The 26,553-nt window shown below is 39.6% G+C and carries 10 protein-coding genes and 1 pseudogene; 5 read left to right on the forward strand and 6 right to left on the reverse strand.

All coding sequences use genetic code 11. From position 1 onward, the window contains the following. Positions 1-492 precede the first annotated feature (492 nt). On the reverse strand, positions 493-3,111 hold the full coding sequence (locus tag ACTB0Y_RS04655) for a hypothetical protein (RefSeq protein WP_463205639.1): 2,619 nt from the start codon (positions 3,109-3,111) through the stop codon (positions 493-495). Between the two features lie 562 nt (positions 3,112-3,673). Between ACTB0Y_RS04655 and ACTB0Y_RS04660 the strand changes: the two genes are divergently transcribed. Together ACTB0Y_RS04660 and ACTB0Y_RS04665 are read left to right on the forward strand one after the other, a co-directional pair. Continuing rightward, a complete protein-coding gene (locus ACTB0Y_RS04660; protein ID WP_463205640.1) occupies positions 3,674-5,476 on the forward strand; it encodes a M61 family metallopeptidase in 1,803 nt (600 codons plus the stop codon). Between the two features lie 86 nt (positions 5,477-5,562). Next, positions 5,563-5,885 (forward strand): annotated as a pseudogene (locus ACTB0Y_RS04665) (cysteine peptidase family C39 domain-containing protein); the annotation flags it as partial. 87 nt (positions 5,886-5,972) lie between these two features. On the opposite strand, the gene ACTB0Y_RS04670 reads toward ACTB0Y_RS04665, so the two are convergent. From ACTB0Y_RS04670 to ACTB0Y_RS04685, 4 genes are all read right to left on the reverse strand, one after another. Then, positions 5,973-9,740, reverse strand: coding sequence for a SpoIIE family protein phosphatase (locus ACTB0Y_RS04670; protein WP_463205641.1), 3,768 nt, complete (start codon positions 9,738-9,740; stop codon positions 5,973-5,975). Positions 9,741-9,821: 81 nt separating this feature from the next. Continuing rightward, a complete protein-coding gene (locus tag ACTB0Y_RS04675) occupies positions 9,822-11,189 on the reverse strand; it encodes an NAD-dependent succinate-semialdehyde dehydrogenase (RefSeq protein WP_463205642.1) in 1,368 nt (455 codons plus the stop codon). A 72-nt stretch (positions 11,190-11,261) separates the two neighbouring features. Next, on the reverse strand, positions 11,262-11,468 hold the full coding sequence (locus ACTB0Y_RS04680; protein ID WP_463205643.1) for a hypothetical protein: 207 nt from the start codon (positions 11,466-11,468) through the stop codon (positions 11,262-11,264). A gap of 237 nt (positions 11,469-11,705) precedes the next feature. Then, positions 11,706-12,245 carry an outer membrane beta-barrel protein gene (locus tag ACTB0Y_RS04685; protein WP_463205644.1) on the reverse strand — a complete coding sequence of 180 codons (540 nt, stop codon included), beginning with the start codon at positions 12,243-12,245 and terminating at the stop codon, positions 11,706-11,708. A gap of 102 nt (positions 12,246-12,347) precedes the next feature. On the opposite strand from ACTB0Y_RS04685, the gene ACTB0Y_RS04690 reads away from it, so the two are divergent. The 3 genes from ACTB0Y_RS04690 to ACTB0Y_RS04700 all read left to right on the forward strand — a co-directional run bounded on the left by ACTB0Y_RS04690 (position 12,348) and on the right by ACTB0Y_RS04700 (position 16,279). Then, positions 12,348-12,509, forward strand: a complete 162-nt coding sequence (locus ACTB0Y_RS04690) for a DUF6485 family protein (protein WP_463205756.1) — start codon at positions 12,348-12,350, stop codon at positions 12,507-12,509. Further along, positions 12,509-14,524 (forward strand): peptidase U32 family protein, encoded by a 2,016-nt coding sequence (locus ACTB0Y_RS04695; RefSeq protein ID WP_463205645.1) that lies wholly within the window; start codon positions 12,509-12,511, stop codon positions 14,522-14,524. Before ACTB0Y_RS04690 ends, ACTB0Y_RS04695 begins: the two co-directional genes overlap by 1 nt. A 117-nt stretch (positions 14,525-14,641) precedes the next feature. Continuing rightward, on the forward strand, positions 14,642-16,279 hold the full coding sequence (locus tag ACTB0Y_RS04700; RefSeq protein WP_463205646.1) for a DUF4836 family protein: 1,638 nt from the start codon (positions 14,642-14,644) through the stop codon (positions 16,277-16,279). A gap of 321 nt (positions 16,280-16,600) precedes the next feature. On the opposite strand, the gene ACTB0Y_RS04705 is transcribed toward ACTB0Y_RS04700, so the two are convergent. Beyond that, the gene (locus tag ACTB0Y_RS04705; RefSeq protein ID WP_463205647.1) at positions 16,601-25,834 is read right to left on the reverse strand and encodes a hypothetical protein; all 9,234 of its coding nucleotides are present in this window, start codon (positions 25,832-25,834) and stop codon (positions 16,601-16,603) included. Positions 25,835-26,553: the final 719 nt, after the last annotated feature.

A 26,553-nucleotide genomic window follows, 5' to 3' on the forward strand; every position in this document is an offset into this window, starting at 1 on the left:
ATACCATTTATATCCATTGAACATTCACCCCTGCGCTGGCCCGCCAATTTGGTCTGGCCAACCCGCCTTGGGTCTTGTCGTTGATCAGCAGTAAAACGTTTGCCAGCTAGCCGCATGAAGAAAAATGTGTTAAGAAAATCTACTTGTTATGGTGTCAAAGTTTGCGCTGTTTGAGCTCCGATTTTTTCTAAAAAATCGGAGTGAGTTCGTAAACTTTAGCCATAACGAGTGGATTTTTAGCATTTTTCTGTAAGCGGCGGGGTTTTTTTGCCTACTTTTTTTGACCTGAAGCAAAAAAAGTAGGGTTATGCCAAAATTGGGTGCCCCACTGCACAAAACAGGAGCCCATGACTAAAGGGAATAACCCAAAAATGAAGAGCCCGCCGGCTTGAGGCGAAGTGTAAAAAAGTAAATAAATAATATGCCGAATACTGACATAAAAATGGCGCATACCCGTTAGCATATGCGCCAATATTTTCTCTTAAATAAGATTTATCTTAAAATATCTTTTTCAATACCCATGCGAATGCGTGTATGGTCCACATCGTAGTCCATAATCATATCGCCGGTTTTATATAACTTGACAGCATTCAGGTCGTACCAAATGATGCTTTTCCCGATGCTAACTCCGCCGAGCACATCTATCTGGCTGTTTCCTGAATTGTAAGCCGATACTTTAAAACGTGCATTGTTGTTTACTTTCAGCGTTTTAAAAGATACTTCGCCCTGATTATCGGTTTTGATGGTTACAATACCCTCAGAATTTTTAATAAACTGTATGCGACCAATACTTTTATAAATGTGCGGAGAACGTTTCTTAAACTCCGGGTTGTATTTATCGAGCGTGCGCTGAGCTTCCTCTCCCGGTAGCGCAATACTACTGTTGTTCAACAATTTAATTACGGCAAACAAACCTGCTATGGCCGGATTGTAGTCTTTTTCGAGCAGCTTGCTGTTCTCCTCAATGAGCACTTCCGGTGCAGAAAATGAAGCACCAGCATCGTATGATGCGGTTTGCACTGCCAAACCTGCTACTTCATAAGGTGCACCAGTAACGTAAATATTACCTTCTTCGTTTATGGCTAACCCAAAGTTCTGGAAATGCTCTGCCTCTTTAAAAATTTGGTTGCCAACCTGGTCTCCATCATATTCGAATTCGCTGGTAAACATAAACCCACGCTGTAAACCAATCTCTTCCAAGCCAACCTGCTGAGCCCAGACCAAATCGCCATTGGGCTTTAACCGTGCCAGCAGCACATCCGGCATTTCTTTGGCTTTTAAATATTTGTAACCAAAATTAAAGCTTTCGTCAAATGAGCCGGTAACAATAACGTCACCATTGGGTGCCTGCACTACTCCATAACCTGTTTCTGTTCCCTCGCCACCAAAGCTTTGAGCCCAATGTATGTTTAGGTCTTTATCGACCTTTAGCACAAACATATCTCTGCTGCCTTCTTCGGAATTTAACTCGTAACGGCCAAACTTCAACTTGCCTGAGAAATAACCGGTAAGATAAATATTTCCATCCTCATCGGTGATAATATCTCCGGTGTTATTTCCGCGGTAGCCACCCATGTCCATCACTATACTCCATATCTCACGCTCAGCATAAGCTTCGTTTAATTTGTTGCGCAACTGGAATATTTCAGCTGGTGTGCCGGCATACTGAGGCATGGTCATACCAATAGGTGCATTAATGTATGTGGGGTCGCAAATGGTGTATTCTTCACCGTTATAATTAATATACTGCCCATCAATATCCTCATTAAAATTTACAGCAGTGGCCATGTGACCTGAATATCCAACACCTACGACATCAAGTTGCATCAACTCTTTTACCAGGTATGCAAAAAGCACTGAGCGGTCTTCGCAGTCGGAATATGGGTAATTGAAAAGCTCATCGGCAAAAAAGAATTTCTCTTTACCAAATTGCTCCTGATCTGTTTTATAATCGAAAGCTGTTTGTACGAAACGCAGTAAAATTGAAGCTGCCTCTTTTTCCGATTTATCTGCAATAATTGGCTGCAGACCTTCTTTAAGCGATTGTTTTGTATTGCCCGAAACTGTAGCATCGAAATATACCGTGGCATCTGACAATGGAAAGTCCTCGTAATAATCGATCACGTTTTTATTGAATTTTACATCAAACTCATAGGGTTCACCGATGTAGGTGAAAGTAACTTTTTTAGTTGCTTCCTTTACATCTGTGTTCAAAGGCCGATCAATATTCAGATCAAAAATCTTTGTTGCTTCCGGGAAGTCTTTATCATAGGTGAGCACATTGGCCCGGTCGCCATTGATCAGGTAATATTTAATGCCATCGAAAGTGAAGAAGGGCACATCATAAATATTGTTTGCCGCGGGAATCAACAAGTATAGGTTATCGCCTTTGTATGCAATTCTGGTGCGGTAGTTAGATTTAATCAAAAGGAACCATTGTAAGAACACAGCTCCTGCATCATCGCCGGCAATTTGTTCACTAGCCTTTTTTAAGAGCAGGTAATACCCCCAGTCATTGAGGTTCATCTCATTGCTGGTGGTCATTAATTGCTCAAGCAGATGATTGTAGTTAGTTTTTGACATTTCCCCGTATTTTTGAGAAATTACCTGCTCTGAGATATTATCGGGAAAATCGTTTAAAAAACTGCGATCGTAGTCCATTGAAATATCTGTTCCATAAAAGTCAAAGTACTGGCTCGAGGTGGCAAAATCCTTTGGGGCGGTTTTTTGCAATAAGGGTTTTTCTACCTCTGCAGGCTTTTTCTGCAGCTGCTTAACCTCTTTAAATTCCACAGACTTTTCTTCAGCCTCGGCATTATCGTCAGCTTTGGGCATTTCTTCGGGTTTGGGGCCTATATCAGGTTGCGATTCCTTGTATAGTTCAAACTCTTTGAATTTTTTCTCGAGATAATCCTGCCATTCTTTGTCAAGTTTCTCGATATATTTGTCCATTTGTTCAGCATACTTTGCAAGCAACTCGTCCTGCTGCTTAAAATATTGCTGTTCGCGTTTCTCCTGCTGCTCCTTATACGCTTCCCAATCCTCATCTACCTGGGCAACAGCTACAGATGCGATTAATAAAATAATTATGATCCCTGCAATACTTTTCATGATACTATGATTTTTATTCTACAAAAAGCAAAAATGCTCAACGCAATTTAATACTTATTGCATAAGTAAACGGAATAAAAAGCGGTTTTTTAATTTCGTTAACAGAAAAATTAATTGGTAGGTAAGAGATAGCTGTAAGAATTAATGTGGATTTGCAAATTAGCCTGTAATATCCCCTTGCGCCGTCTTAACTTTGGTGAGCTCGTAAGTTCAATATAAATATCTACCAGAATGTCGCAATTGACGATGGCTTATTAATTTTTGAAAGCACCGTTGGTTATTGAGCGTAGTAGAAATACAGTTGCAGAATTATGGTAAAAGACACGATAGTGAACAAATTAAGTGCCGTCAGGTGTGATATTATTCCTAAGTCTAAGTAATATGATATTAATCATTTGCATAATTACGGAACATTAGTAAATTACCTTATATTTCACAAAAATAGACATTGCCTTCCTAATTGGGCAAATCGCCACAATGTGAGGTTATAAAAAAATGATTTTCTATTTTTTCTGATTATGTAGCAAGCCTCTCCGGAGTTAAAAATAAATAAATATAATATATGCGCATCTTCGTAATTATTGACTTGATTTTTCTACTTGGTCTCTTTGCAAATTGCCAAGAGAACAACACCTCTAAACTTATTAGTAATCAAACGAATGGTATTGTACAAATTACTCTCAAAGATAAGAATTGCGATTCCATATTGATTACGTACAATTTTGAGAATCCTTCTCAAGATTCAGTTAAGTTTATAATCCCTAGAGTCATTCCGGGTACGTACAGATATAATGATATTACAGCACCGTTGAAGAAATTTAAATGCTTTGGATCAGACAATAGAATTTTAGAATTCAAAAGCATAAATGACAATGAGTTCTTAATTCCAAACTCTAAAATGCTTAAAAAAATTGAATATTATGTACAGAAAGGGAACTATAAAAGTGTTTATGATGTATTAACAAAATATGTAACCACAAATACGTATTCAATTGTCAATACTGTTTCATTTTTAGGTTATTTGAATGAGTATAAAAATAGTAAGCATACATTAATTATCGAAAGCCTAAAGAAAAAAGACAGTTTAATAAAAAATAATAACCACATTAGAAGATATGCATATAATTATGATAATTTTGATGAACTGGTTGAGAACCCTCATTTATATTGTAAAGCTGACACCACATACATAAATAGAAATAACTTCAAAGCATCTATTGTAGTTTATTCTGATAATAAAAATATTACTTCATCACTAATTGCAAAATGGATAAATTCAGCCTCCTCTGTACTAGCAGATTACACTTCATTTCTTGGGAATGATAAATCTCCCTACAGGTTTATGTTTATCTTTAGTGATGTTTTTGATAGAGATGTTGCATTGGAACAAAAAAACGCATCAACTTATTGTTTCCGAGCAAATTGGGATACATCTTTTCTTGCGACAAAAATTCAGCATATAACTGCTCATGAGTATTTACACAGAATCACCCCCCTTTATTTTCAAAGTAATAAATTTCGTAACCAATTATATAAAGATTATAGTTCAAAACATTTATGGCTTTATGAAGGTGTAGTTGAATACCTGGCTTTAAAAGCTAATCTTGATGCAAAATTAATAACTTTTAAGGAGTTCATTGAATATTTATCTATGATGTACTCTTCTATTGATGAAAATTCACGAGAGAAAAAGAGTCTTTTAGATTTAAGCCAAAACATTCTTAAAATAGAAGATTTTAATAGTTTTCAAGATTTTTATTATAAAGGTGGCTTGATTGCGTTTTGTTTGGATTTAGAAATTTCTATTTCCACAAAAGGCAGAAAAAATCTTATGACAGCAATATCCAACCACATTTCTCATAATGGTAGGATTTTTAGTGAAGAAAAATTTATCAGTAACTTTTTGGACAACAACAAGATAACGAATATCGATAACAATATTTTTAATAATGGATTCATTTCACACATAAATAGGTCATTAAAAAAAGTGGGTTATTACTATTCAGAGGATCAAAAACCATGGGTAGAAAGTGTCATTAATCAGTTTTTCATTCAAAAGTACTATAAGAATGATGAGGGCTTTTTTATCCAATTTAATGAGAATAGTGAATTAAAAAACAGTACAATACGACTTTTAGAAATTGAACAAAAAAATGTTCAGTTAGAGGAACTTTTAAAGAAATTAATATACCCCCCAAATTCGAACCCGGTTAAAATAACGTTTGAGTCTAATGGTAAAGTTATAAAAAAAACAATTAAACCACTAATGCGAGTCGGGTACAGAATGATAAGAAGAATTAAGCAACAAGAAAGCATAAATGAAGCTCAAAAAACAAATTTGAATTATTTCAGGGAGGACTTGTAAAACATCTCCATTGTTTCTTTGCAAAAGATAATTTTTAATTAATAAGAAATACGTTGAAATTTCCATATTACTTCCAACCCGACGCCATGGACTGCGGCCCCATTCCGATTTATCGGAAGTGGCGGCATACCACGGCAAGCACTATAGCCTGCCTTCGCTGCGCGAGAAAAGCCACATTACCCGTGAGGGTGTAAGCCTGCTGGGCATTAGCGATGCTGCAGAAGCCATCGGGTTTCGGACCATGGGCGTGAAACTCTCTTTTGACAAACTCAAAAAAGAGAACCCTTTGCCCTGCATTGCCCACTGGCGCGAGAACCATTTCGTGGTGGTTTATAAAATTGCCAAAGGCAAAGTTTATGTGGCCGACGCGGCCAGTGGTAAAATTACCTATACCGAAGCGGATTTTAAAACCAATAGTTACGACTCACTCTTGATGATAGCAACACATTTATAAATTACCTGTCCTTAGATTAATTCAAAGCAATAGAATGCAATATTATATCTGCACCCCGATCACAATAATATCATCAATTTGCTCGTAGCGGTCGCCTTTCCATTCTTCAATAGATTGATCGAGGGCTGCTTTTTGTTCGCTCATAGAGAGGGTACCTGTTTCGATAATTTTGCGTTTGAAACGTTTAGACATGTATTTGCGGCCATCTTCTCCGCCAAACTGGTCGGGATATCCATCGGAAAACATATAAAGGCGGTCGCCTTTTTGCAGTTTTACCTCTTTGCGGGTAAATGGCGTATTAACCTTAATGTGATATCCAATGGGCATGCGGTCGGCTTTGATGGTTTCTATGTCGCCATCGCGCAATAGGTAAAGCGGGTTGTAAGCACCTGAAAATTCCGCTTCCAGCGTATCGTGATTAATTATGGTGAGTGCGATGTCCATTCCGTCTTTGGAGCCTCCCTCCTCACCTGTTTGCTTCAGCGATTTAATTACATATTCACGCAGGCGATCAAGAATTGCGTTGGTAGTTAATGTTTTATCGCGCACCACAATCTCATTCAAAAACGCCACACCCAACATGCTCATAAATGCACCCGGCACACCGTGACCCGTACAATCTGCTGCTACCACAATGGTTTTATTGCCAATTTGTGTGAGCCAATAATAGTCGCCACTTACAATATCGCGGGGTTTGAACAAAATAAAATAACTATCCAATACCGATTTGGCAAAATCATCGCTGGGCAAAAGTGCCGATTGTATGCGACTGGCATAATGAATGCTGTCGGTAATATCTTTATTTTGCGCAGCAATTTTATCGCGCTGCCGGCTGATTTCTGCCGTACGCTCCCGCACCTTTTGTTCCAGCACCTTTTTCTCATGCTTCAACTTGCGCTCCCGGTAACGAATGTAAAACACAATGGAAAGAATAATGAAAATCACATAACTAATGTATGCTGTTAGCGTGCGGTACCAGGGAGGATAAACAATTACGTTTATGCGCAATGGCTCACTCCATAGCTCATCATTGTTGGTGCCTTGCGCCACAAACACATACTCGCCGGGTGGCAAACCTGTATAAGGAGCTTTGCGGTTATTGGCATCGGTATAAATCCACTGATCGTTGAAATTTTCCATTTTGTACCGGAAAATATTCTTCGATGGTTCGGTATAGTCCAGCGAGGCTAATTCAAAGGTGATAAAATTCTCATTATGCTGCAATTCAATAAGTCTTTTCTGATGCGCCAGGCTGTCGAATGAGGCTTGTTTTCCAAAAAGGTAAATGTTGCTGATCGCCAAAGGCGGCCTGAACGGATTAAGCGAGTCGGGGTTGAATTGCATATAACCCGATGTGGTGGGCAACAGCAACCTATGCGGGAACTCCGGGTGCCGGTAATGTCTTTTTAAAAAATGTAGTTCCTGGAAATCATCGCTTCGGAAGAATGTCTCTGTTTGCTCACTCTCAATATTCATTTTGGTCAAACCTTTGAGGCTTGTAATCCAGATATTTTGAAAAATATCGATGTAAACCCCGTTTACATTGTTGGCTGCCAGACCGTCGCTTGAGTTATAACGGACAAACTCCTCGCTTTCGGGGTTAAACCTGATGAGTCCGTTGTTGGAGGCCACCCAAATCAATGAATCTGTTACTGTGGTGTAATAATCGCCCAGGTCCGCCTCTACGGCTACATTGAAAGTGTCAACCACATGGCTTTCTAACGACATCCGGTAAATGTCAGGTATTACAGCAAACCACACTGCGTTACGTGCAGAATCAATATACATGTCTCCATTGGCCTGCGATGTTTGGCGAATTGATTCAGGGAACGCAAACCATTTACTCAATTTTTTTTCACCTGGATTAAATTGCAATATGTTTCGGGAAGTTCTTAGGAGATATCCCTCTTTACATTGATCAATATCTTTAACAAAGCGGTTATCAACATCGAACACAGATGTGTATGTAACCCCAAATGTAAGGCTGTCCTGTAATTTAGTAAGCGCATCATCATAAGCATAGATGGCATCTACAGCAACAACCCAGATTGCTTTATCTCCGGTAATTAAATAGAGTGCATGATTATCTATCGATTGGCCGGCTACTTTTAATTCGGGCAATTCCACATACCGGAGTAATTCTAATGTGGGGTAGGTAAACACAGCCACCCGGTCAGAATAAGCCATATACATGCGGTTTCCCGAAATCAACATATCTGTAATATCGTATTCAGGCTCTCCGGTAAAGTCATCTGCCGGAAAAATATGCTGCGGTATTTCAATGGTTTTGTTTTTAATGCCATTGGTCGAAAAATAATGAATCATACCTGTTTTGCCGGCTGTCAGGAATTGATCATTAGATATTTTCAATATAGGAAATGGCGCATAATTATTCATGCCCAAATCGGCGTAATGGAACCATGGCGGACGCAATCGGTTTAACCCTTCTTTTGTGGCGATCCACAAATTATGAGAGCGATCTTCAAATATATTGCGCACATTGTTGCTATAAAGTCTGTTTTTGTTGTTTTGAGCATAACTAATCACCTTTCTACTGCCGGGATTGTATAGATGCAAACCGCTGGAGGACGCCAACCAAACACGACCTTTGTGGTCTTCCTGTATATTGAATAAGCGCACAGGTGAATTGAAAAAAATGTGTTCTTCTGAACTGCCATTTTCATAAACTCTTATTAAACCTTTATGTGTACCAACCCAATAATTACCGTTACGACTTTGAATAAGGGGCATGTTGTAGCCGTCTTCAATAATATCGGGATGTACTTTCTTTCTGAAATCTACATCTATACTTTCCCAGCTTTCCCCGTTATAAACATGAATACCATTTTCAGTAAGCAATGTAAAAAGCCCCTCTTTATTGATATACAAATCTTTGATGGCCGAGGCATGTATAGCGTTCTCCGGGAAATAAGCAACCTGGGCGAGTTTAGCGATTTCACTTTCGTAATTTACAGGATATAAAGCAATACCATATTTTGATACGGGATTTATGGCATCTTTAAAGGAGTTTGACCCATCAGACTCAAAATAAACGGAATATTCTCCAGCTTCGAGCTCCACCAGCGCTACCGACAGCCTGAATAAACTTTCTTTGTTGATTGCATGAAAGATCTTTTGAGCATCAAAAATAGTATCGCCGTTTTTCAGAATTGTACCGTAATCGTAATAATCGCCATCAGAACCCTCTCCGCACGACACAATCAGGTAATATTGCTTTTCGTCGATTTTAATTTTCCGGTGGTCAGTGACCATTTTTTCAGGACTATTCTGCGACAACCATTTAACCACACCCGGATGTATGAGCTGTTGCGCCAGTGTAAAGGTGTCTATGGTGGTTTCATTCTTATACCGGATAAGTTGGTCTTTCACCGGGCCAAGCCAGTAATTTTTAAATTTATCCTGCAAAATACGGGTATTAATATCAAAAGTATTTTCCGTCACATACGGAAACTTGTCTGTTAATTGTTCATTTTGTAAAGCAAAAAGCCGGTTGTAATGTCGTAACCAGAGGTTTTCGTCCCTGTCTAAGTATAAATAAGTTAAATCGTTGTAGGGTATGGAAGTAGAATCTTTCCGGTTGTGTCTGAAAAGCCTGTACGAATAGCCATCGTAACGGTAAAGACCATTGCGTGTGGCCAGCCACATAAATCCCGTACTGTCTTGCACCATGCCGGAAACAAAACCCAACGACCTGCCACTCTCATTTGTAATTTGTTCGAAACGAACATTTTGCCCTAACAATGAGGTGGTAATAAACAGCAGTATTATGATAACGATTCCTGGCTTCATTTTCAAGAGTGAAAATTACACCAAGTAATGGAATAAAGCAACTTTTTTTATAAGGACCTAAGTTACTAAAAGTGCAACATGTTAAGAGACGATGATTGTTTTAACGTTCATAAATTCCCGAATGCCATATAACGACAATTCGCGTCCGTATCCACTCTCCTTAACACCACCAAATGGTAATCGCGGATCGCTTTTCACAAAATCATTTACAAAAACAGCCCCTGCTCTTATAGAATCACTGGCAATTCGTTCACCGCGCTTAAGGTCAGTTGTAAAAACAGCTGCGCCCAATCCAAAATTGGTGTCGTTGGCAACTTCTATGGCCTTATCCTCATCAGCTACCATTATTACAGATGCCACAGGTCCGAAAAGTTCTTCTTCGTAAGCAGGCATACCCTTAGTGACATTAGTGAGCACAGTTGGTGGATAAAAAGCACCTTTACCTTCCGGAATTTTACCTCCTAACTCTACCACAGCGCCTTTTTCGACACTTTGCTCTACCTGATAATGTAATTCTTCTCTAAACTGTTTGCCAGCCAACGGTCCAACCTGTGTATCTTCCTGGCCAGGATCACCAACTTTGGCAGCTTTCATTTTGGCAATAAATTTCTTAACAAACTCATCATATACCGATGCTACAACAATAAAACGTTTGGCCCCGATACAACTTTGACCGGCATTCATCAGGCGACCAGCTACACATTTTTCAACGGCAAGGTCGATGTCAGCATCTTCCAAAATCAGGTAAGGATCGCTTCCACCAAGCTCCAGCACTGACTTTTTGATGCTTTTACCTGCAGCTTCAGCTACCGCTTTACCGGCCATTGTGCTGCCTGTGATTGTAACACCTGCTATGCGGGAATCGCTAATAAGTTTGGTGGTTTCGCTACCGCGCAACAAAAGACTTATAAAAGTTCCTTCCGGGAACCCGGCGTCGAGCAGTAATTGCTGAATAGCGAGTGAGCAGCCTGAAACATTACTGGCATGTTTTAAAATAGCCACATTTCCTGCCATTAAATTAGGTGCAGCAAACCTGAAAACCTGCCAAAACGGAAAATTCCATGGCATTACAGCCAGAATCGGGCCCAACGGTTGATAATCGATTTGAGCTTTTGAATACTCTGTGGCAACTTCTTCTGATATTAAAAAGCGTTGAGCATTTTCTGCATAATACTCGCATACCCAGGCACATTTTTCTATTTCGCCCCTTGACTCGTTGATGGCTTTGCCAATTTCACGGGTAATAAGTGAAGCATATTGTTCCTTTCGCTCACGAAGTATTTTAGCAGTCTCCTCCAATAGTGATTTACGCTTATTAAAGGGCGTTGCCCTCCACTCAACCCACTGAGATGCAGATTTATCGAGTAATTCTTCCAGTCGCTCTTCTGATACCTGGTCGTAAGAAGCAATTAAGCTTCCATCGTATGGATTGATACTTTTTAATGTCATAAGAAAAATTTTTAGTGATAAAGATACAAGGTAATAAATAAAAGGGGGGGAAACAAATCCCCCCTCCTAATTTTAATCTTCGCTTTCATCATCGAAGTAATCTTCCAATGACTCTTTTTGTCGTAATCTTGCCAGTTCTTCTTCATAATCATCCCACTCTTCAATTTCCTGATACACCTTACGACTTTGTTTCTTTTTACTCTTTCGGGGATCTCTGATTTTTTTATCCCGATCAAACTCTGCCCCGGCTTTGCGGCGAAGTGATTCTTGTCGTTTCATTTTACATTTTGGTTTTTTAAGGTCTGATAGTGTGTTCTTTTTTAAGGAACGTTTAATTAATGGTTTTATTCAATTACAATTAGCTATTTGCTTACACGAGTGTGTTTGAATTGCTTCAGGTTTTAGTGGTACAACTTCAATAGGCTTTAAAGTATTAATTATAGTTGCAAGTTAAAAATATTTCAATAATAAAAACAAATGGAAATATATTTTGTGCAAAAAATATTAATTAAAAAATTAAAACAAATATGTGGCACCAAGTTTCAATCCCATTACATTGCCAATACCCAGTTCTGCATTGATTGCCCAGTGATTGTTAAAAAAGTAGCTACCACCTGTTTGAATACCAAAATATAATTCTGAACCCCTTGTTCCTTCGTAATTAATTCCGTCATTGTCGGAATTTAATACGGTAGAAACAGAAATAAAACCTAATGATGCTCCGGCGTAGAACAAGAAAGGCGCTCTGATTTTCAATAAATTATTAAAATGATAATTTCCACGTGCTGCAATGGTATAAGCTCTGTGCTGCCAGGTATCACCTGCATAACTTTCGGCTTGGCTGCGAAAGCTAAACGCCCCTCCTACAGATACTTCGTCGTGAACCATTACTTCTGCACCCGCATAAAAAGGCACGCCCCGTGAAGAAACGCCAAATCCAAAATTCATGTAAATATTGCCTTCCCTCGGAATTTTTGAGCCCTGTGGCAATGACGACTGGGAATAGGCAGAGCCAACAAAAGCTGATAGAATAAGTAGGATTATTATCTTCTTCATATTTTATTTTTTTCGTGCAAAGGTAAATTATTTTACATATTTGTAACTTGTAAGTAACGTAAATAATTGTGTATGGATTGTAAAAAAAATAAAAATATGGTAATGTGCAATTGCACCTACCCTTGCAGCCGAAAAGGGCTATGCTGCGAATGCATAGCTCACCACCATAAAAAAGGAGAGTTGCCGGCTTGCTATTTCCCCGAAGACGCTGAAAAAACGTACAACCGAAGCATTGAATATTATATTGAAATATCAAAAAATTAATGCAAAAGAAGCCTCAAAACACTTCGACCGTTCCTGAGCTACTACTGCCTGCCGGCAACATGGAAAACTTTAAAGCAGCCATTGTGGGTGGTGCCGATGCTGTGTATCTTGGAATAAAACAATTCAACGCACGGGGCCGGGCTCAGAATTTCTCATGGCAGGAACTGGCTTCAGCACTGCAAATTGCCCGTGCGCATAAAATCAAGGTGTATGTTACACTCAACACAGTTATTAAAAACAATGAAATAAGCCAGCTATTAGACACACTCAATAATCTCAACCAATTACAACCCAATGCCGTTATTATTCAGGATTGGGGCGTATATTTCTTAATAAAAAAGTACTTTCCAAACCTTAAAGTGCATGCCAGCACCCAAATGGGCAACCACAATAGCATTGGCACAAAACACGCGCATACCAAAGGCTTCGAACGTGTTATTCTGGCGAGAGAACTAACCATGGCCGAACTAAAAAGTGTAACTGAAAGCAGCCGCATACAAACAGAAGTGTTTATTCACGGGGCGCTGTGCTACTCGTTTTCCGGGATGTGTTTATTTAGCAGCTTTACCGGCGGGCAGGGTGCAAACCGTGGCTTATGTAAACAACCATGCCGCAGAATTTTTCACAATCCACAGAAAGCAACACCCTTCAGCCTTAAAGACCTTCAGTCGCTGGACCACATTCAAAAGCTAAAGGAACTAAATATCAGCTCGCTTAAAGTGGAAGGCAGATTAAAATCGGCCAACTATGTGCTTAATGTAGCAAAAGCTTATAAAACGGTACTACGCGAGGGGCAAGAAACCGAAGAAGCTGCGAAACTGTTAGAAATGGATATGGGAAGGGACAAAACAGGTTATTTCCAGGCCGGAAATGTATCAGAAGCTATAACCGACCATACCGCTACCGGCTTGCATCTCGGGCAAATTATTAAAAATGAACAAGCACACCTCTCCATCCATACCACAAAAAAACTGGAAAAAGGAGACCGCTTAAGAATTGTGCACAGGGACGGCTCACAAACGGCTTTCAAAATAAATGAATTTACATCCCTTGCCGACGAATATAGAATTCAAAAAAACGCACCTGGAAAATATGCACAAGGAGATGAGGTTTTTCTTGCATCGCAAAAAGACAGAAAGATAAAAAGCATTGAAGAACCGGTTGTTAACACCAAGCTAAAGCCGGTGAACCCACGGGTAAAATCACAAATTATTAATGAAATAAAAGCCCAAAAGGGTAAACCTGCAAATAAAAACAGAAACCAGGTTTTTGTGAGGATTAATGAACCTGACTGGATTAAAAAGGTACAATTCCCTGAGATTGAAGGATTATTTTTGAAATTGCCTTTTAGCCAATATAAGGCACTCAGAACCGATGTGCCATTTATCAGGAAAAATATGCACAAGATTTTTATTGAACTACCGGGATTTATTCCTGAAGATGCTTTGGATCGTTGGCAAAACCTCATAAAAGACATGAAACAAAAAGGCATTCAAAAATTCGTAATCAGTCACCTTTCACAAAAACTATTGTTTCACCCAAAAGATTACCTCGCTGCCAATGAAAACGTGTATACCTTTAATGATGCGGCCATTCGCAATATTAAAGCCGAAAATATTAACTTGTACACCTTGCCCCTGGAGAATGATTTGGAAAACATCAAAAGTTATTCACATTCAGATGGAATCATGCCTGTATATTTCAGACCGATGCTTTTCTTTTCGCGCATGCCGGTTAAATTAGACCCGCGCAAACCTTTGTTCGACGACTATAATCCCAACATGCAATTAAATTATGCCAAACGAGATAATCTGAACTACATTTACCCCGAACAGCCCGTATCATTTACGCATCAGATTAATACGTTCCGGAAGCAGGGATTCAACAGGTTCCTGATTGATTTTAGTTTTGAAAAACCTTCACAAAACCGTTGGAAAACCATCATGAAACGCGTTAAATTTTCTGAACAACTTCAGCCGGCATACAGTTTTAATCTTAAATCTGGTCTTACATAACCCGCATTATTCTCCACTTTTATTTAAATACCTTATAAATCCACGGTTATCATATTTTTGCAAAAGCATATAATTTACGTAATTTTATAATCCACAAAACTTAAAAATTTTACTGCAATGAAAACAACAAAATTACTTTCTTTACTAATAATCATAAGTGCAATTGGAATCTTCAGTTCATGTTCCAGGCCGGATCAGCATCTGAATACAATTCCCGCTTCGGCACATGTGGTTGGATCTGTAGATTTATTCAGCACTGCAAAAAAGGCCCAGCTTTATGATATAGATCAATATGCCTTTTACGGTGAAATGATGAAAAAGCTACGCGAGGAAAATCCTGAATTACATGAATATCTGCAGGAGGTCATCAGTAATCCCCTAAAAACAGGTTTGCGCTACCGCGAAGACTTATTCATGTTTATAGAAGACCTCAACCAGGCACCTTATCTGGGAATGACCATGTCCATCAGGAACAGCGAAGATTTTGAGCGTTTTCTCGCTACCTTAATGGAGAAATCGAAAAACAAAATGGTCATAACCAAAAAAGAAGGTTTAAACTACATTACCAAAAAAGAGATGATGCTTGCTTTTGATGCAAATAAAATGCTCATGGTAATGCATGAAGGAGCTAATGAAGATGAACTGTTCAATTACATTAAAACGCTGATGAACCAAACCAGTGAAGATGCCATTGTTTCGCACAGCGATTTCAGCAAATTTAAAAAAGATAAGAAGGACTTCAACCTCTGGCTGGCCAGCGATGCCCTACCCCAAACTCCTCAAGCGGCTATGCTGAAGAGTCAAATTCCATTCAAAACCAATGGCAATTATTTACATGCACATGTAAACTTCGAAGATGAAGGCATTATAAGTTCCGCCAAGTGGACATTTAATGAAGAAATAGAGGCTATTCTGGAAGACTACGAATTCTCGCGGAAGTTTGACACGGAATTACTCCGGTATTTACCAAAAAACAACTACTTCTCTTTTGGCTTTGGGTTGAATCCTGATGACATATACAAATGGCTCAACGACATTCCATCATACAAAAATATGCTGGACCAGGCCAATAAAAATGCACCGCTTAGCGCTGAAAAAATTGTAAACAGCCTTAAAGGCGATATTATATTGGCCATGCATGGTTTTAAGTTGCCCGATGAAGCCCAAACAACAGCCCCGGGCTCTCCAAATCAAACAGTAATGCCATACGCTTCCGCTATTATTTCGATGAATAACAGCGATGTATATGACCAAATTACCAATAAAATGTTGCCGGAGGGTATTTTCCAAAAAATGGATAACTATTACCAGGGCAAATTGGGCGAATTCGAAGTATATTTTGGTTTATACCACAACAACCTCATTGTAACCAATGATAAAAATGTGGTAGAAGCCGCTTCTGAAGGAGGAATGAAAGATAATGTTGGGGACACTGAATTGACAAGCATTTTCGACCATAGTACATTTATGTATATGAATATGGACTGGGAGCAATATCCGGATGGGTTGAAAGACCTGATGGCTAAAAACATGAACAATGAAAAACTTGAAAAAGTCCAATCTATTACAAACTATACCAAAGAAATACGGTTTTATGAAGAAAGCCCCGGAGAAGGTAAAATGGAATTTCTCATGAAAAACACCGACGATAACGCTTTGCATACCATTATGCAAATAATTGATGAAAATCGTTTAAAAAACTATAACAAAAAACCCGATAAAAAAGATAAAATAGCAAAAGCAGTACAAAACTAGCTATAAAAATATTTAAACTAATAAATATCTTCATAAAAGGCGACATACAATACTTGTCGCCTTTTTTCAGTCAAATATTTTAACCGGGTAAAATTACCTGATTCACAAAAAATCTTATAGAATTGTTAAAATTGGTTAAATTATTGTATATTTGTAATGGGTTTTTAATCGACAGTTTATACTGTCGTCATGGTTTTAAGGGTTAATAACGGTGCGAGAGGAAATTTTTTGTTTCCTCTCGTTTCTTTTGGTACAAATTTCATACAGCATAAAAAAAAGGCCACGAGTACATGGCCTTTAATTTTATGATACTGCAACTTGTTATTTCTTGATAATTCTCGCTGATACCTTTCGCTGGTTACTTACAATCACTACAACATAAAAACCCGGTTGTACCAGAGATAATTGTTGACCAAGCTCTTCAGAAAGATATTCGCGTGTAGGCTTTACTCTTGATTGCCATATAGCGTTACCGCTCACATCGGCCAACATTACAGTAGCTTTTAATTCTGTATTAAATCCTCCAATATCGGCAATTATATCGCCTTCACGGTATGGATTGGGGTGGATATTTAATCTCGGTTCATCTAATGCAATACCAGTAATTTCAACCACTACCATGGGGAATACTGTTTCTGAACCATCATAATCTACCTGGCGCAGGCGGTAATAAGATATGCCGTAATATGGATCTGTATCTGTAAATGCGTAGTTCAAAACAGAGCTGCTGTTGCCTGCACCCTGCACCCGGCCAACACTTTCAAACACAACACCATCCTGGCTACGTTCTACCACAAAGTAGTCGTTATTCAGCTCATTTAAGGTTTGCCACGAGACTTTCACCTTATTATCTGTGACCGTAGCATCGAAATCAATGAGACTTACCGGTAATGGATTATCAGTGGTAGCAGAGGCTATGGTAAACTCTTTGGTGCTGAACGATACAGCATCGGAAATAACATACCCGGAGCTTTGTGTTCCATTATAACTACTATTGCCGGCGTTCGTCCATTGCCCACCATCAAGGTAGGCTACGCGCAATTCAGCATAATCGGCAGTATTGGTAGAAACGTTGGTTTCCGGGCCCCAGGTAAGCTTTACCTTTGCACTTTGGGAGGCCGTGGAGTAATCCCCGGTTACAACCCAACGGTTATCACCACTAACACTCGATAGACCACTGGCAAGGGTACTGGTGCTATTATTTGCAAAATATTCGGCGGTCCAGTCGCCGGGTTGCGCCGGATTTTGAATTGCCACGGGTCTGTACAAACCGTTCTTTCCTACCGGGAAACTAACATCGGTAGAACTATTCAGCGATTTTATCAATGGACCGTTGATGTAAGATGAAGATGAACCGCCACTAACCGTTGCAGAAGTTGTTAAATTAAAAGTGTTTGTGCTTCCGGTATTAACGATACCATTTTGTAAATCCAATGATGCTTCAACCAATACATTATTGTTTAAGATAAGGTCGCCAGCTGGTTTATTTACAACTACATTATTAAATGCCCGCTGGTTGATTGTTGCAAATTCTCCAATAACATTTTGATCTGTACTGCCGGCAAAAATGAATTCATTACCTGCCTCCACATCGAATCGCATTTGGCCACTCGTTATTTCCAAATCTCCCAATAATGTAACAGCCCTGCTGTTATTTTGCCGCATATAGCCTCCGTCGATGAGAAAATCACCAGATACCGTAACATTGTTATTGGGAAAATCTTTAAAATTTGCACCTGAAATGATAAGATTATTGACAGAGCTAATACCAGCCATCGTATAACTGCCTCCATTATAATGAAGTGTTCCTCCTGTGGTGGCAAAAAAGCTATCATAAATTCCGGCTGGTAAAGCGCCATTCTCCAGATAAAGCGTACCTGTACCCGATACAATACCGAGGCGATGCCCGTATGTTGTACCCAGATTGAGCGTGGCTCCGGATTTGATTTGGGTTTTATAGGCCGAAATATAGTTATTTGGAACTGTGAGTGTATGATTCGCTTCCACATACACAATAGCACCGCGCGGGCCGCTTGCCGGCACATTGTCTCCGGGTGTTCCGGCGGTGCCGGCATCAGAATCATAGAGGGCCCAGTTGGTTGCATCGTTCCAGCTGCTGTTAACTTCAGTGGTAATATATTCTGTAACCTGATTGGGAATAGCACCGTTAGTTACTTGTTCAACACCCGCTGTATAATCCCCTGATATACCGAGGTCATCTGTTGCTGCAAAACTAAATTTCAGTGCATTGACATCATTGCCTTCAAAGCTTTCATAATCATACTTATTCCAGGTATTATCTCCATAGGTAAGAATCCTTGCAGCAATATAATCGGATGTATCATAGGCTACGCCACCTGAAGGACTTGCTTCAGTTATGGCATCTTCAGGATCAAATTGCATTGTCAGATCTGCAGTGAAATTAGTAATATCGGTAGCTTCTACAATCCAATGATACTGTAAAACGTTCAATGAATCAATGAACTCGTTGCCCTCATCATTATCGTCTATTATAGTGGGGTGCATTTCATTGGCTGCCTTTACCCTGATCTGACCGCCTGCATCCACAGCATCAATATTAAAGGTAACAGGTGTATATTTTCCCTTGACGCCAACAGGAAATACATAGCTTGTTGTGGTAGAAACTGCGGGTAGTTCCTTTAATATTCCTGCATCAATGAATGAAATATTGGTTTGTATCAATGTGTTTTCATCAAAACTATTGCTTGTGGTAATTTCTGCAGTTTCCTTAACCGTTAATAGAAACTTATCAATGTCAAACACACCACTTTCGAGCTTTAACATATCAGCAACTGTAATTCCTGAACCACCATTTGGATCAATACTCACGCCTTCGGGGTTATCTAAAGTTAAAAGCCCATAGGTGCCGGCGCCGGTCATAATCTGTTGGCTGCCACCGTTCAAAACGATACCATTACCGCTGCCGCCCCAGGTGTGGGTGCCGCCAAAAGCAATATTGCCTTCAATGTTAAGTGTGTTATTGTTGTCAACAAACGTACCCGAAGGCATGGTGAAATTGTTACTTACTGTAATGTCATCGTTCAAAGATAAATTTGTTGCAGTACTTTTATTCAAATTATAAAAAGTTGCCGACCCTGTTATTTCCTGTGGTGATGCACCATTAAAATAAGTAGTATTGGCATTGGGTGTAAAAGCACCATTCACAATCATATGACCTTTAATAAAAAGATCCCGCCCGGCAGCATTCAATTCTGCACCAGCTTCAATTATGAGTGAATCAGTAACTGTTAATGGAAGAACCCATTGTTTTACGGTCGGCATTTGCCCACTAGTGTTATCTATTCTTAAATACGGGATGTCGATAGTTGAATAAACACCAATTTTCTGATTGGATGGTGTTGAAGTATAACCTAAATAAACTCTTCCATCATCTGCAAGGTTATAATTATCAGGGTCGAGATAAAGTGAGGCAATGGAGGGGTTATCTTGCGCCCTTGCAATAATTAACTTGCCATCTGTTAAATTAAATTCACTTCCATTCAATACTTCCAGAACGCCTCTATTGTTCTCCGGGGCATCATCAGTTCCAACAATTACAACACCACCAGATTGAGCGTATTTTAATATGCCTTCGGTAGCTGTTAACCCTCTTCTGATTTGCGAGCCCACGAATAATGTATCGGCTACAACATCCAATTGTGCATTTCCACTGGCCGAATATTCTATGTAGTTATCTCCACCCCGCATATCAAGTTGTCCGCCGTTTATTTTGAGTAATCCGTCGAGCAAAATACCACTATTTCCATTCACAAAGGCTTTACCTGCATTTAAAATTAGTGCCGAAGAAGAAGGAATAACAAAATCATCGCCTCCGGTATTCAAATCCACCTCTATGTCACCATTATTTAATATCAGTGCGCCGTTTTTTAACGTAATGGCTTTGTCTATACCAATGCCGGCTGTGGATCCTAATAAATCAAAATCTGTATCAATTCTGAAAGTGGATGTTGAATCTGTACCCTTGTTCATGTATATTTTATAAAGCTCAATGGTGAAATTTGCAGCTGAAAAGTTATTAACAAATGACCCGTCTTCGTCTCCGTGTAATTCAAGTATTACCCTATTATTTGTTTGTCCATTATCTAAATCAAAAACAACATTATCAGCGGCATTTTCGCTATCGTAAAAATCAAACTCAATATTTCTTTTAACAATTAGTCTATGCTCAAAATTGCTGAACCCGGTTTCAACGGTAACTTGCTGAAGGTTTAGGTCATCTTGGTTTTTGCCATTACCAGTATAGAAATCTGTTGTTTCAAGTGTATATGCATTACTTCCTGCTGGAAATTCTATAGACCCGTAGGATGTGAAACCAAGTCGGGTTTTATTTTCCACGGTATAGTTACCACCTATTAGCAGTTGTGCCTGTCCATCCACAATTAAATTTTTGCATTGAAAGTCGTAGTTAAACCTTGCTTTTCGGTTATTCTGGCCACTATTTTGCCCATAAACTCTTAGTGTTGGCATGTTTGTAAAAAAATCTGCTTCTGCAACATCGTAAGTGCCATTTTCAGTCATATAAAATTCTATCATACTGGTATCGTTCGCAGCAAACTCTCCTATATCGGCATTTAATATTGATCCACCAGTTGTTGTTTTTCGCAAATATAAATCCCCTACGCCGGAGATTTTACCTGCTGTAAGTTGATCTGTTGTTTCAAGCCTCAATCTTGGTAAACTCTCAATATCGCTATAAGTTCCTTCTCGTTGAAATATTACTTCAGCCACTTCTCTTGTTCCATTAACAGTAATTGCATCATCACTGCCATCTATATAATTTCCCCTAATTACAACTATATCCCCGGCTCCAGGAACACTGGAAGGATGGTTCGTTCCCTCTGGAGTGTCGTACCATGAATCTGTAGCTCCCCAGTCACGTCCATCCCATGGACCTCCCCGCTGGTTATAGAATACAGCAGGTTGTCCTACAAACCGATTAGCTTCACCGGCAGTATAGTTGGCGTTTTCGAGGGTCAAGCCAACATTTGGCCAGGCATTTTGCCAGTTGGCATTGATATTTGGGCCGGTTGCATCCTCGTTGAACATAGTACTACTAATGGTTTCAATGTTGTCATCAGGGTCAGTGGAACCGCTTGTTCCGGTACCATTAAAAATGACGATATTGGCCGGGTCATTGCCCAGAATATTGCCTTCAATGGTGGAAGCGCCGCCGTTTTTCACTGCGGCCACGCCGCCTTCATCGCTACGCGTGTATGCACCGCCGTCGAGCACTTTGCCCGGCACAAATGCAGTTTCGTCTCCTACGCCTACATCCAGGTCACTGTCGTCGTATTGAAAAACCCAGCTTACCGTGGGTTCTTCGCCGGTTGCATAACCTTCAAAATCTACGTTCCAGTAGTACGAGAGCACATCGCCGCCCGTTAAATCGGTGGTTTGCAACTCCTGGTCTACTACTCTGACAGTAATATATTCATCGCCATCGGTGGTGCCGTAATTCTGCAAACGGCAAACAGCCGGGGTGTATTTATCGGTACCCGAAGCGTCGGTACCAATCGGGAACCACAGGCGGTCGGGAAAAGCGTAAGGACCTTGTTCTTCATCCCAGTCATTAAGAAGATACTCAAATTCGTCATTATTTGGTAGCGGCCAGGTTGGATTTTTAGGGACTTTTAGAGATATCCCTCCGTCAGAAGCATTGCCCGCCATACGGATAAAGTTGGGAACCCCAAAGACCGGTTGTCCGGTTGAAACAGCATCCATACGATCAGGGTGGTCAACTGCGTATGTCTCAAACAAATCAATTTTTAAGTTATGTGTGCCAATATCGATTGTACCATTAAAATACTCGATACGTCCGAAATGGACGTCACTAACGAGCGTAACAGGGTTATTGTGATCATCAATAAAACGCATGTTACCAATAAAAGCATCATCGGTGGTTTGCAGGTTTAATGGATTGGGTGCGCGCACTTCAATAATCCCTTCTTTTGGGGTCGTCCCGGCTTCATAAACAAACATGGTGTCGCGAATTTCTACATCAGTGGTATAAAGGTTCACACTATAGCCTACGGGATCCCCAACGGAACCATACGTAGCACCGCCATTTTCGACAATTGTTACGGTATTGTAAGGGTCGATTTGGCTAAAAGTACCATTCAATAATTTAAACTGATTTTTAATACTCAGCAACTGGCTTAACCAACGCTGCGTATTTTTACCACCATTACTCAACACCCAGTTTCCTGCCTGTCCTGCTGCATTAGCCCAGTCATCGCCTTTACCCGGGCTATTGGCAGCCAATGATAATTTGCCATCCGGTTTATCAACCACAAGGTTATAGAGCGGAAGATTATATTTCCAGGTATGCATTTCGCCGGTACCTGCTGTGGGAAAGTTACCGTCAGGTCCACCGTCTGAAATATTAGGCGACTCATATTCGAGTAATGCATTGGTATAGCTTGTAATATCACCGATAAAAAACACGGCATCTTTTGAGCTATTGAAATATAAAGTTGCACTCGTACTGTTGTCGGTACCCGTCCAACCCCAAATGTCTAATACAGCATTGTCTTCAATTGTTAAATTAGCGCCAACATATAAATTGGCTGGAGTAGCATTATCGGGAACTAAATCAAGGTAGCTGCCATAAGTATTGGTGCCGTCGCTGCGGGTGGTTCCTGTTTCAATAGTTAGATCATTTAAGACTACCAAATCCTGTACAGCCAAATTTTCGTTTGTAGCTCCAACGTCGACTCCATTAGTTAAAATATGTTTACCAGTTCCGCTAAATGAGTTTCTGATAATCACATCCCAAAAAGGCGCTTTGGAAGTTATTTCAAAATCGTTTCCATCACTAATTTCCATAACTACCGTACCTCCGGTAATACTCTGATTTGTTTCATTGGATGCTATAAAAATTCCTCCTTTTCCGGGAGCATCATGAATGTGCAACGTACCACCCGACATACTGAAAACGTTACCTTCGTAGGTTAGGTTAAATGCATAATAATCGGCATTTGTGTTGCCACCCAAAATATTAGTGGTACCACCGCTTTGCACATAGCCACCTACATTTTCCGCACCATAAACAGAAGTTCGTAACTGATTTATGCTCAGGGTTCCGCCTTCTACTTTTACAAGGCCGTTGACCCGGGTGGTAATTCCGCTATTAACTGTGGCTTCCAAAGTACCCCTGGTCACCAAAACTTTTCCATAGGGCACAATGGCCGTTCCGTCATCTTTTGCCACATTTCCACCATCTACCCAAAGCCGGGCGGCTTCAGATACATTGTAATTTCCTGTGTTGTTCAGTACAGGAATGTTCACATTGGTGCTTATGCGTACTGTTCCTTTTATTAACCCCAAAGCATTGGCGTTATCTGCAAGTTGAGCAACATCTCCATGCCCCTCATTTGCATAACCATACAAATTAAAATATGAGGGATCATTGGCAATTAATTTCAGCTCATATGTATCATCAGTGCCTTTATTAATTTCAATGCGGTAAAAATTGCTTGTATTATCACAAACGACTGTTTGATTCTCAAAATCATTTAAAAAATTAGCATCAACTATACCATCCAATGCCTCATTATTATAATCGGCCGTTGTACGGTTAGTAAATTCCAGCAGACCGTTATTAGTTAAATCACCATAAAAATTAAATTGGTGACGTGCATTACCCGTACCTGTCAGGAGTTTTCCTGTCTCATTTATTGACACATCTCCCTGTACTGCAATGTTTAAATTGGTTGTACTGCTATTGTCGTTGATTTGAAACGCTCCCGTATCAACTTTAAAATCGCCGGCAATATCATAATCAGCAAGTAAGGTTAGCTTGTCGGTTATATTATTAAGGCTGATATTAAGGTTATAAAACGATAACGGCTGACTCAAATTATAAGAATTCCCCGTGTATACCACAGTTCCCTCCCCTTCACCGGCTGAAGTGAAATGTGTGGCATTACCAGATGGAAAATTATCGCCAGCAAGCACTAAACGTCCACTGCCTTCGATTTCATAAAATGAATGACCAGTGTAGTTTTGCAAATTTAACTCCCCATCTATTTTCAAATAAGTGTTTTGTAAATTATTGCTATTAACGGTGACTGTTCGTCCGGATAAAATAACGACACGGTCAATGGGATCGTCCATTGGTGTTGCCTGATCAGGGTTATTCGGCAAAGCACCGGAGGGGTCAAGTGTCCATGTTTCCCAATTGTCCCAATCGCCACTAATTAACGTATACCAGGTGCGTGCAGGCAGGCCGTCTAAGGGACTGTCTGTTTCATTTATGGTTCCTATGGTATAATATCCATTGGCAATATTGGCGTCTGTTACAGCAAAATAAACCTGATCGCCGTTCTGGACGCCGGTTGATGCTGTAGTTACAACCTGATATTGATCGCCGGGATTGGCTTTATAAAGTAATCGATAGTTTGTTATGTTTGAAGGATAATCGCCATCAATGCCCTCACTAAAATCAAAAGCAATTTTAGCGTCTACAGCTGTACCGGATTTTTCCAAATACCAATTGCGGCTCCAGGCTGATAAAACTGACGGATCGGATACACTGGGCGAAGTATTGATTGAATTTGCAGTGCCATCGTGGGCTGCAAAAATGTAGTCGCCATTTACAAAACTGCCATTTTCATTGACAACCAGTCCGGCTGAATTTAATTCATTCACTCCATCTGCTTCTTTACCAACACCGCTCATATCAACTATGTATGAAGCATCAGGCGGGTCAAACCTGTCTACCAAAAGGTTTACATCAAGTCCATATTTTTGTGCCAGGTAATTTTCAATCACTACGCGGTCGGCCTGCAACAGCGATGAACCATACATGATGACTTCTGCAATATCTCCCTGAAATGCCTGACCTGCATCATAATTACCATCAACAGCATCCTGTTCGCCTGCAATTGCCAAAGCCCCATTTTCTGTAATTGTATACCCTGAACGATGGGTTATATTGGCTTCTTCGGTCCCATTAATATGTAGATACAACCTGCCGTCGATATTTCTCCATTGATGTGCAAAAATTTTCCAGTTCCCATCACTGAAATTAGTTCCGATATTGTTAGCGCTTCCACCTATCCAGGTAGTTTGATTATTGCTTTGATAATACAGGTATTCATTATCTGCTCCTGCAGCATTATAAGATACCAGCCCATCACCTGAATCACTCGTTTTTAAAACCATAAAAACTGCAACTGCACTGGTCGGCATGTCAAAAGGGTTGCGTACGATTCGATTATTAACCTTTGAGAACTCCAGATAATCATGCCCATTTAGCGCATTTGACCTGAATATTGGTGAAGTAGCAGATGCGGCAGAAAAATCATATCCATTACCGGAATGGTCTGTCCACGAGAGTACATCATCGCCTTCTGTAAGCGATAAAGAATCCGGCATGAGCCAGAACTTGAGAACTGGTTCACCATTTGAGCCATCAAGGTTACCTATACCACCGGGGCCATTTTGAGCATCAGCACTAATTGACAGTATAAACAAAACGATCGGAATTATAACTTTGCCTATTGTTTTCATAATGAAACTTTACCTTATTTAATTATAGTAATACGCAATAATACAACTCATGTTCAACATCTTATCAAAGGATACGGCCTGTTCGTCAAATGTATGTATAAATTCTCATTTCTCAACCCACAAACAAAGTTCAACACTTGCACTGCAATTTACTTTTTACAAAACAATTTTCCAACAACTCTAAAGACTAAAATGTTGCTAAGCTACAAATAATTAAGCATAAAAATCCAGTTTAAAACCTGACGGCTAAAATAAGGGGTATTAAAATACCTCAATGTTATACCTAAAAATTGATTACAAACTCCTGAATGTTATTCTTAATTCATCAATTTGCATGTAACCTTTGCAAGAAAACGCCAAATAACGGGGTTACGGTTGTTTTCGAAAGCCATATACTTGACGCTTTGTTATCAAATAACGTAAATTCTATAGTTTTTTGCTGGCACTATGTAATTGCATAAATCAATGATGTGAAAGTTAAAAAACAGGAATGGAATATTATACAATGACTAATTATGGCAAATTCAATTGTCTTTAAACCCAAAAATCCACAAATATTATATACATGTAAAGTTGATACTTGCGGAATTTAGGTTAATAGAAAACCATTATCATTTGGCTATTCCATCCTTTTTACATACTTTTGCAAGGCGTATGACAATACGAAACACTTGCATAGACAACATTCAGATAGTTGTGCTGGAATTTATTCACAAGTT

It is taken from the genome of Salinivirga sp. (assembly GCF_055145285.1).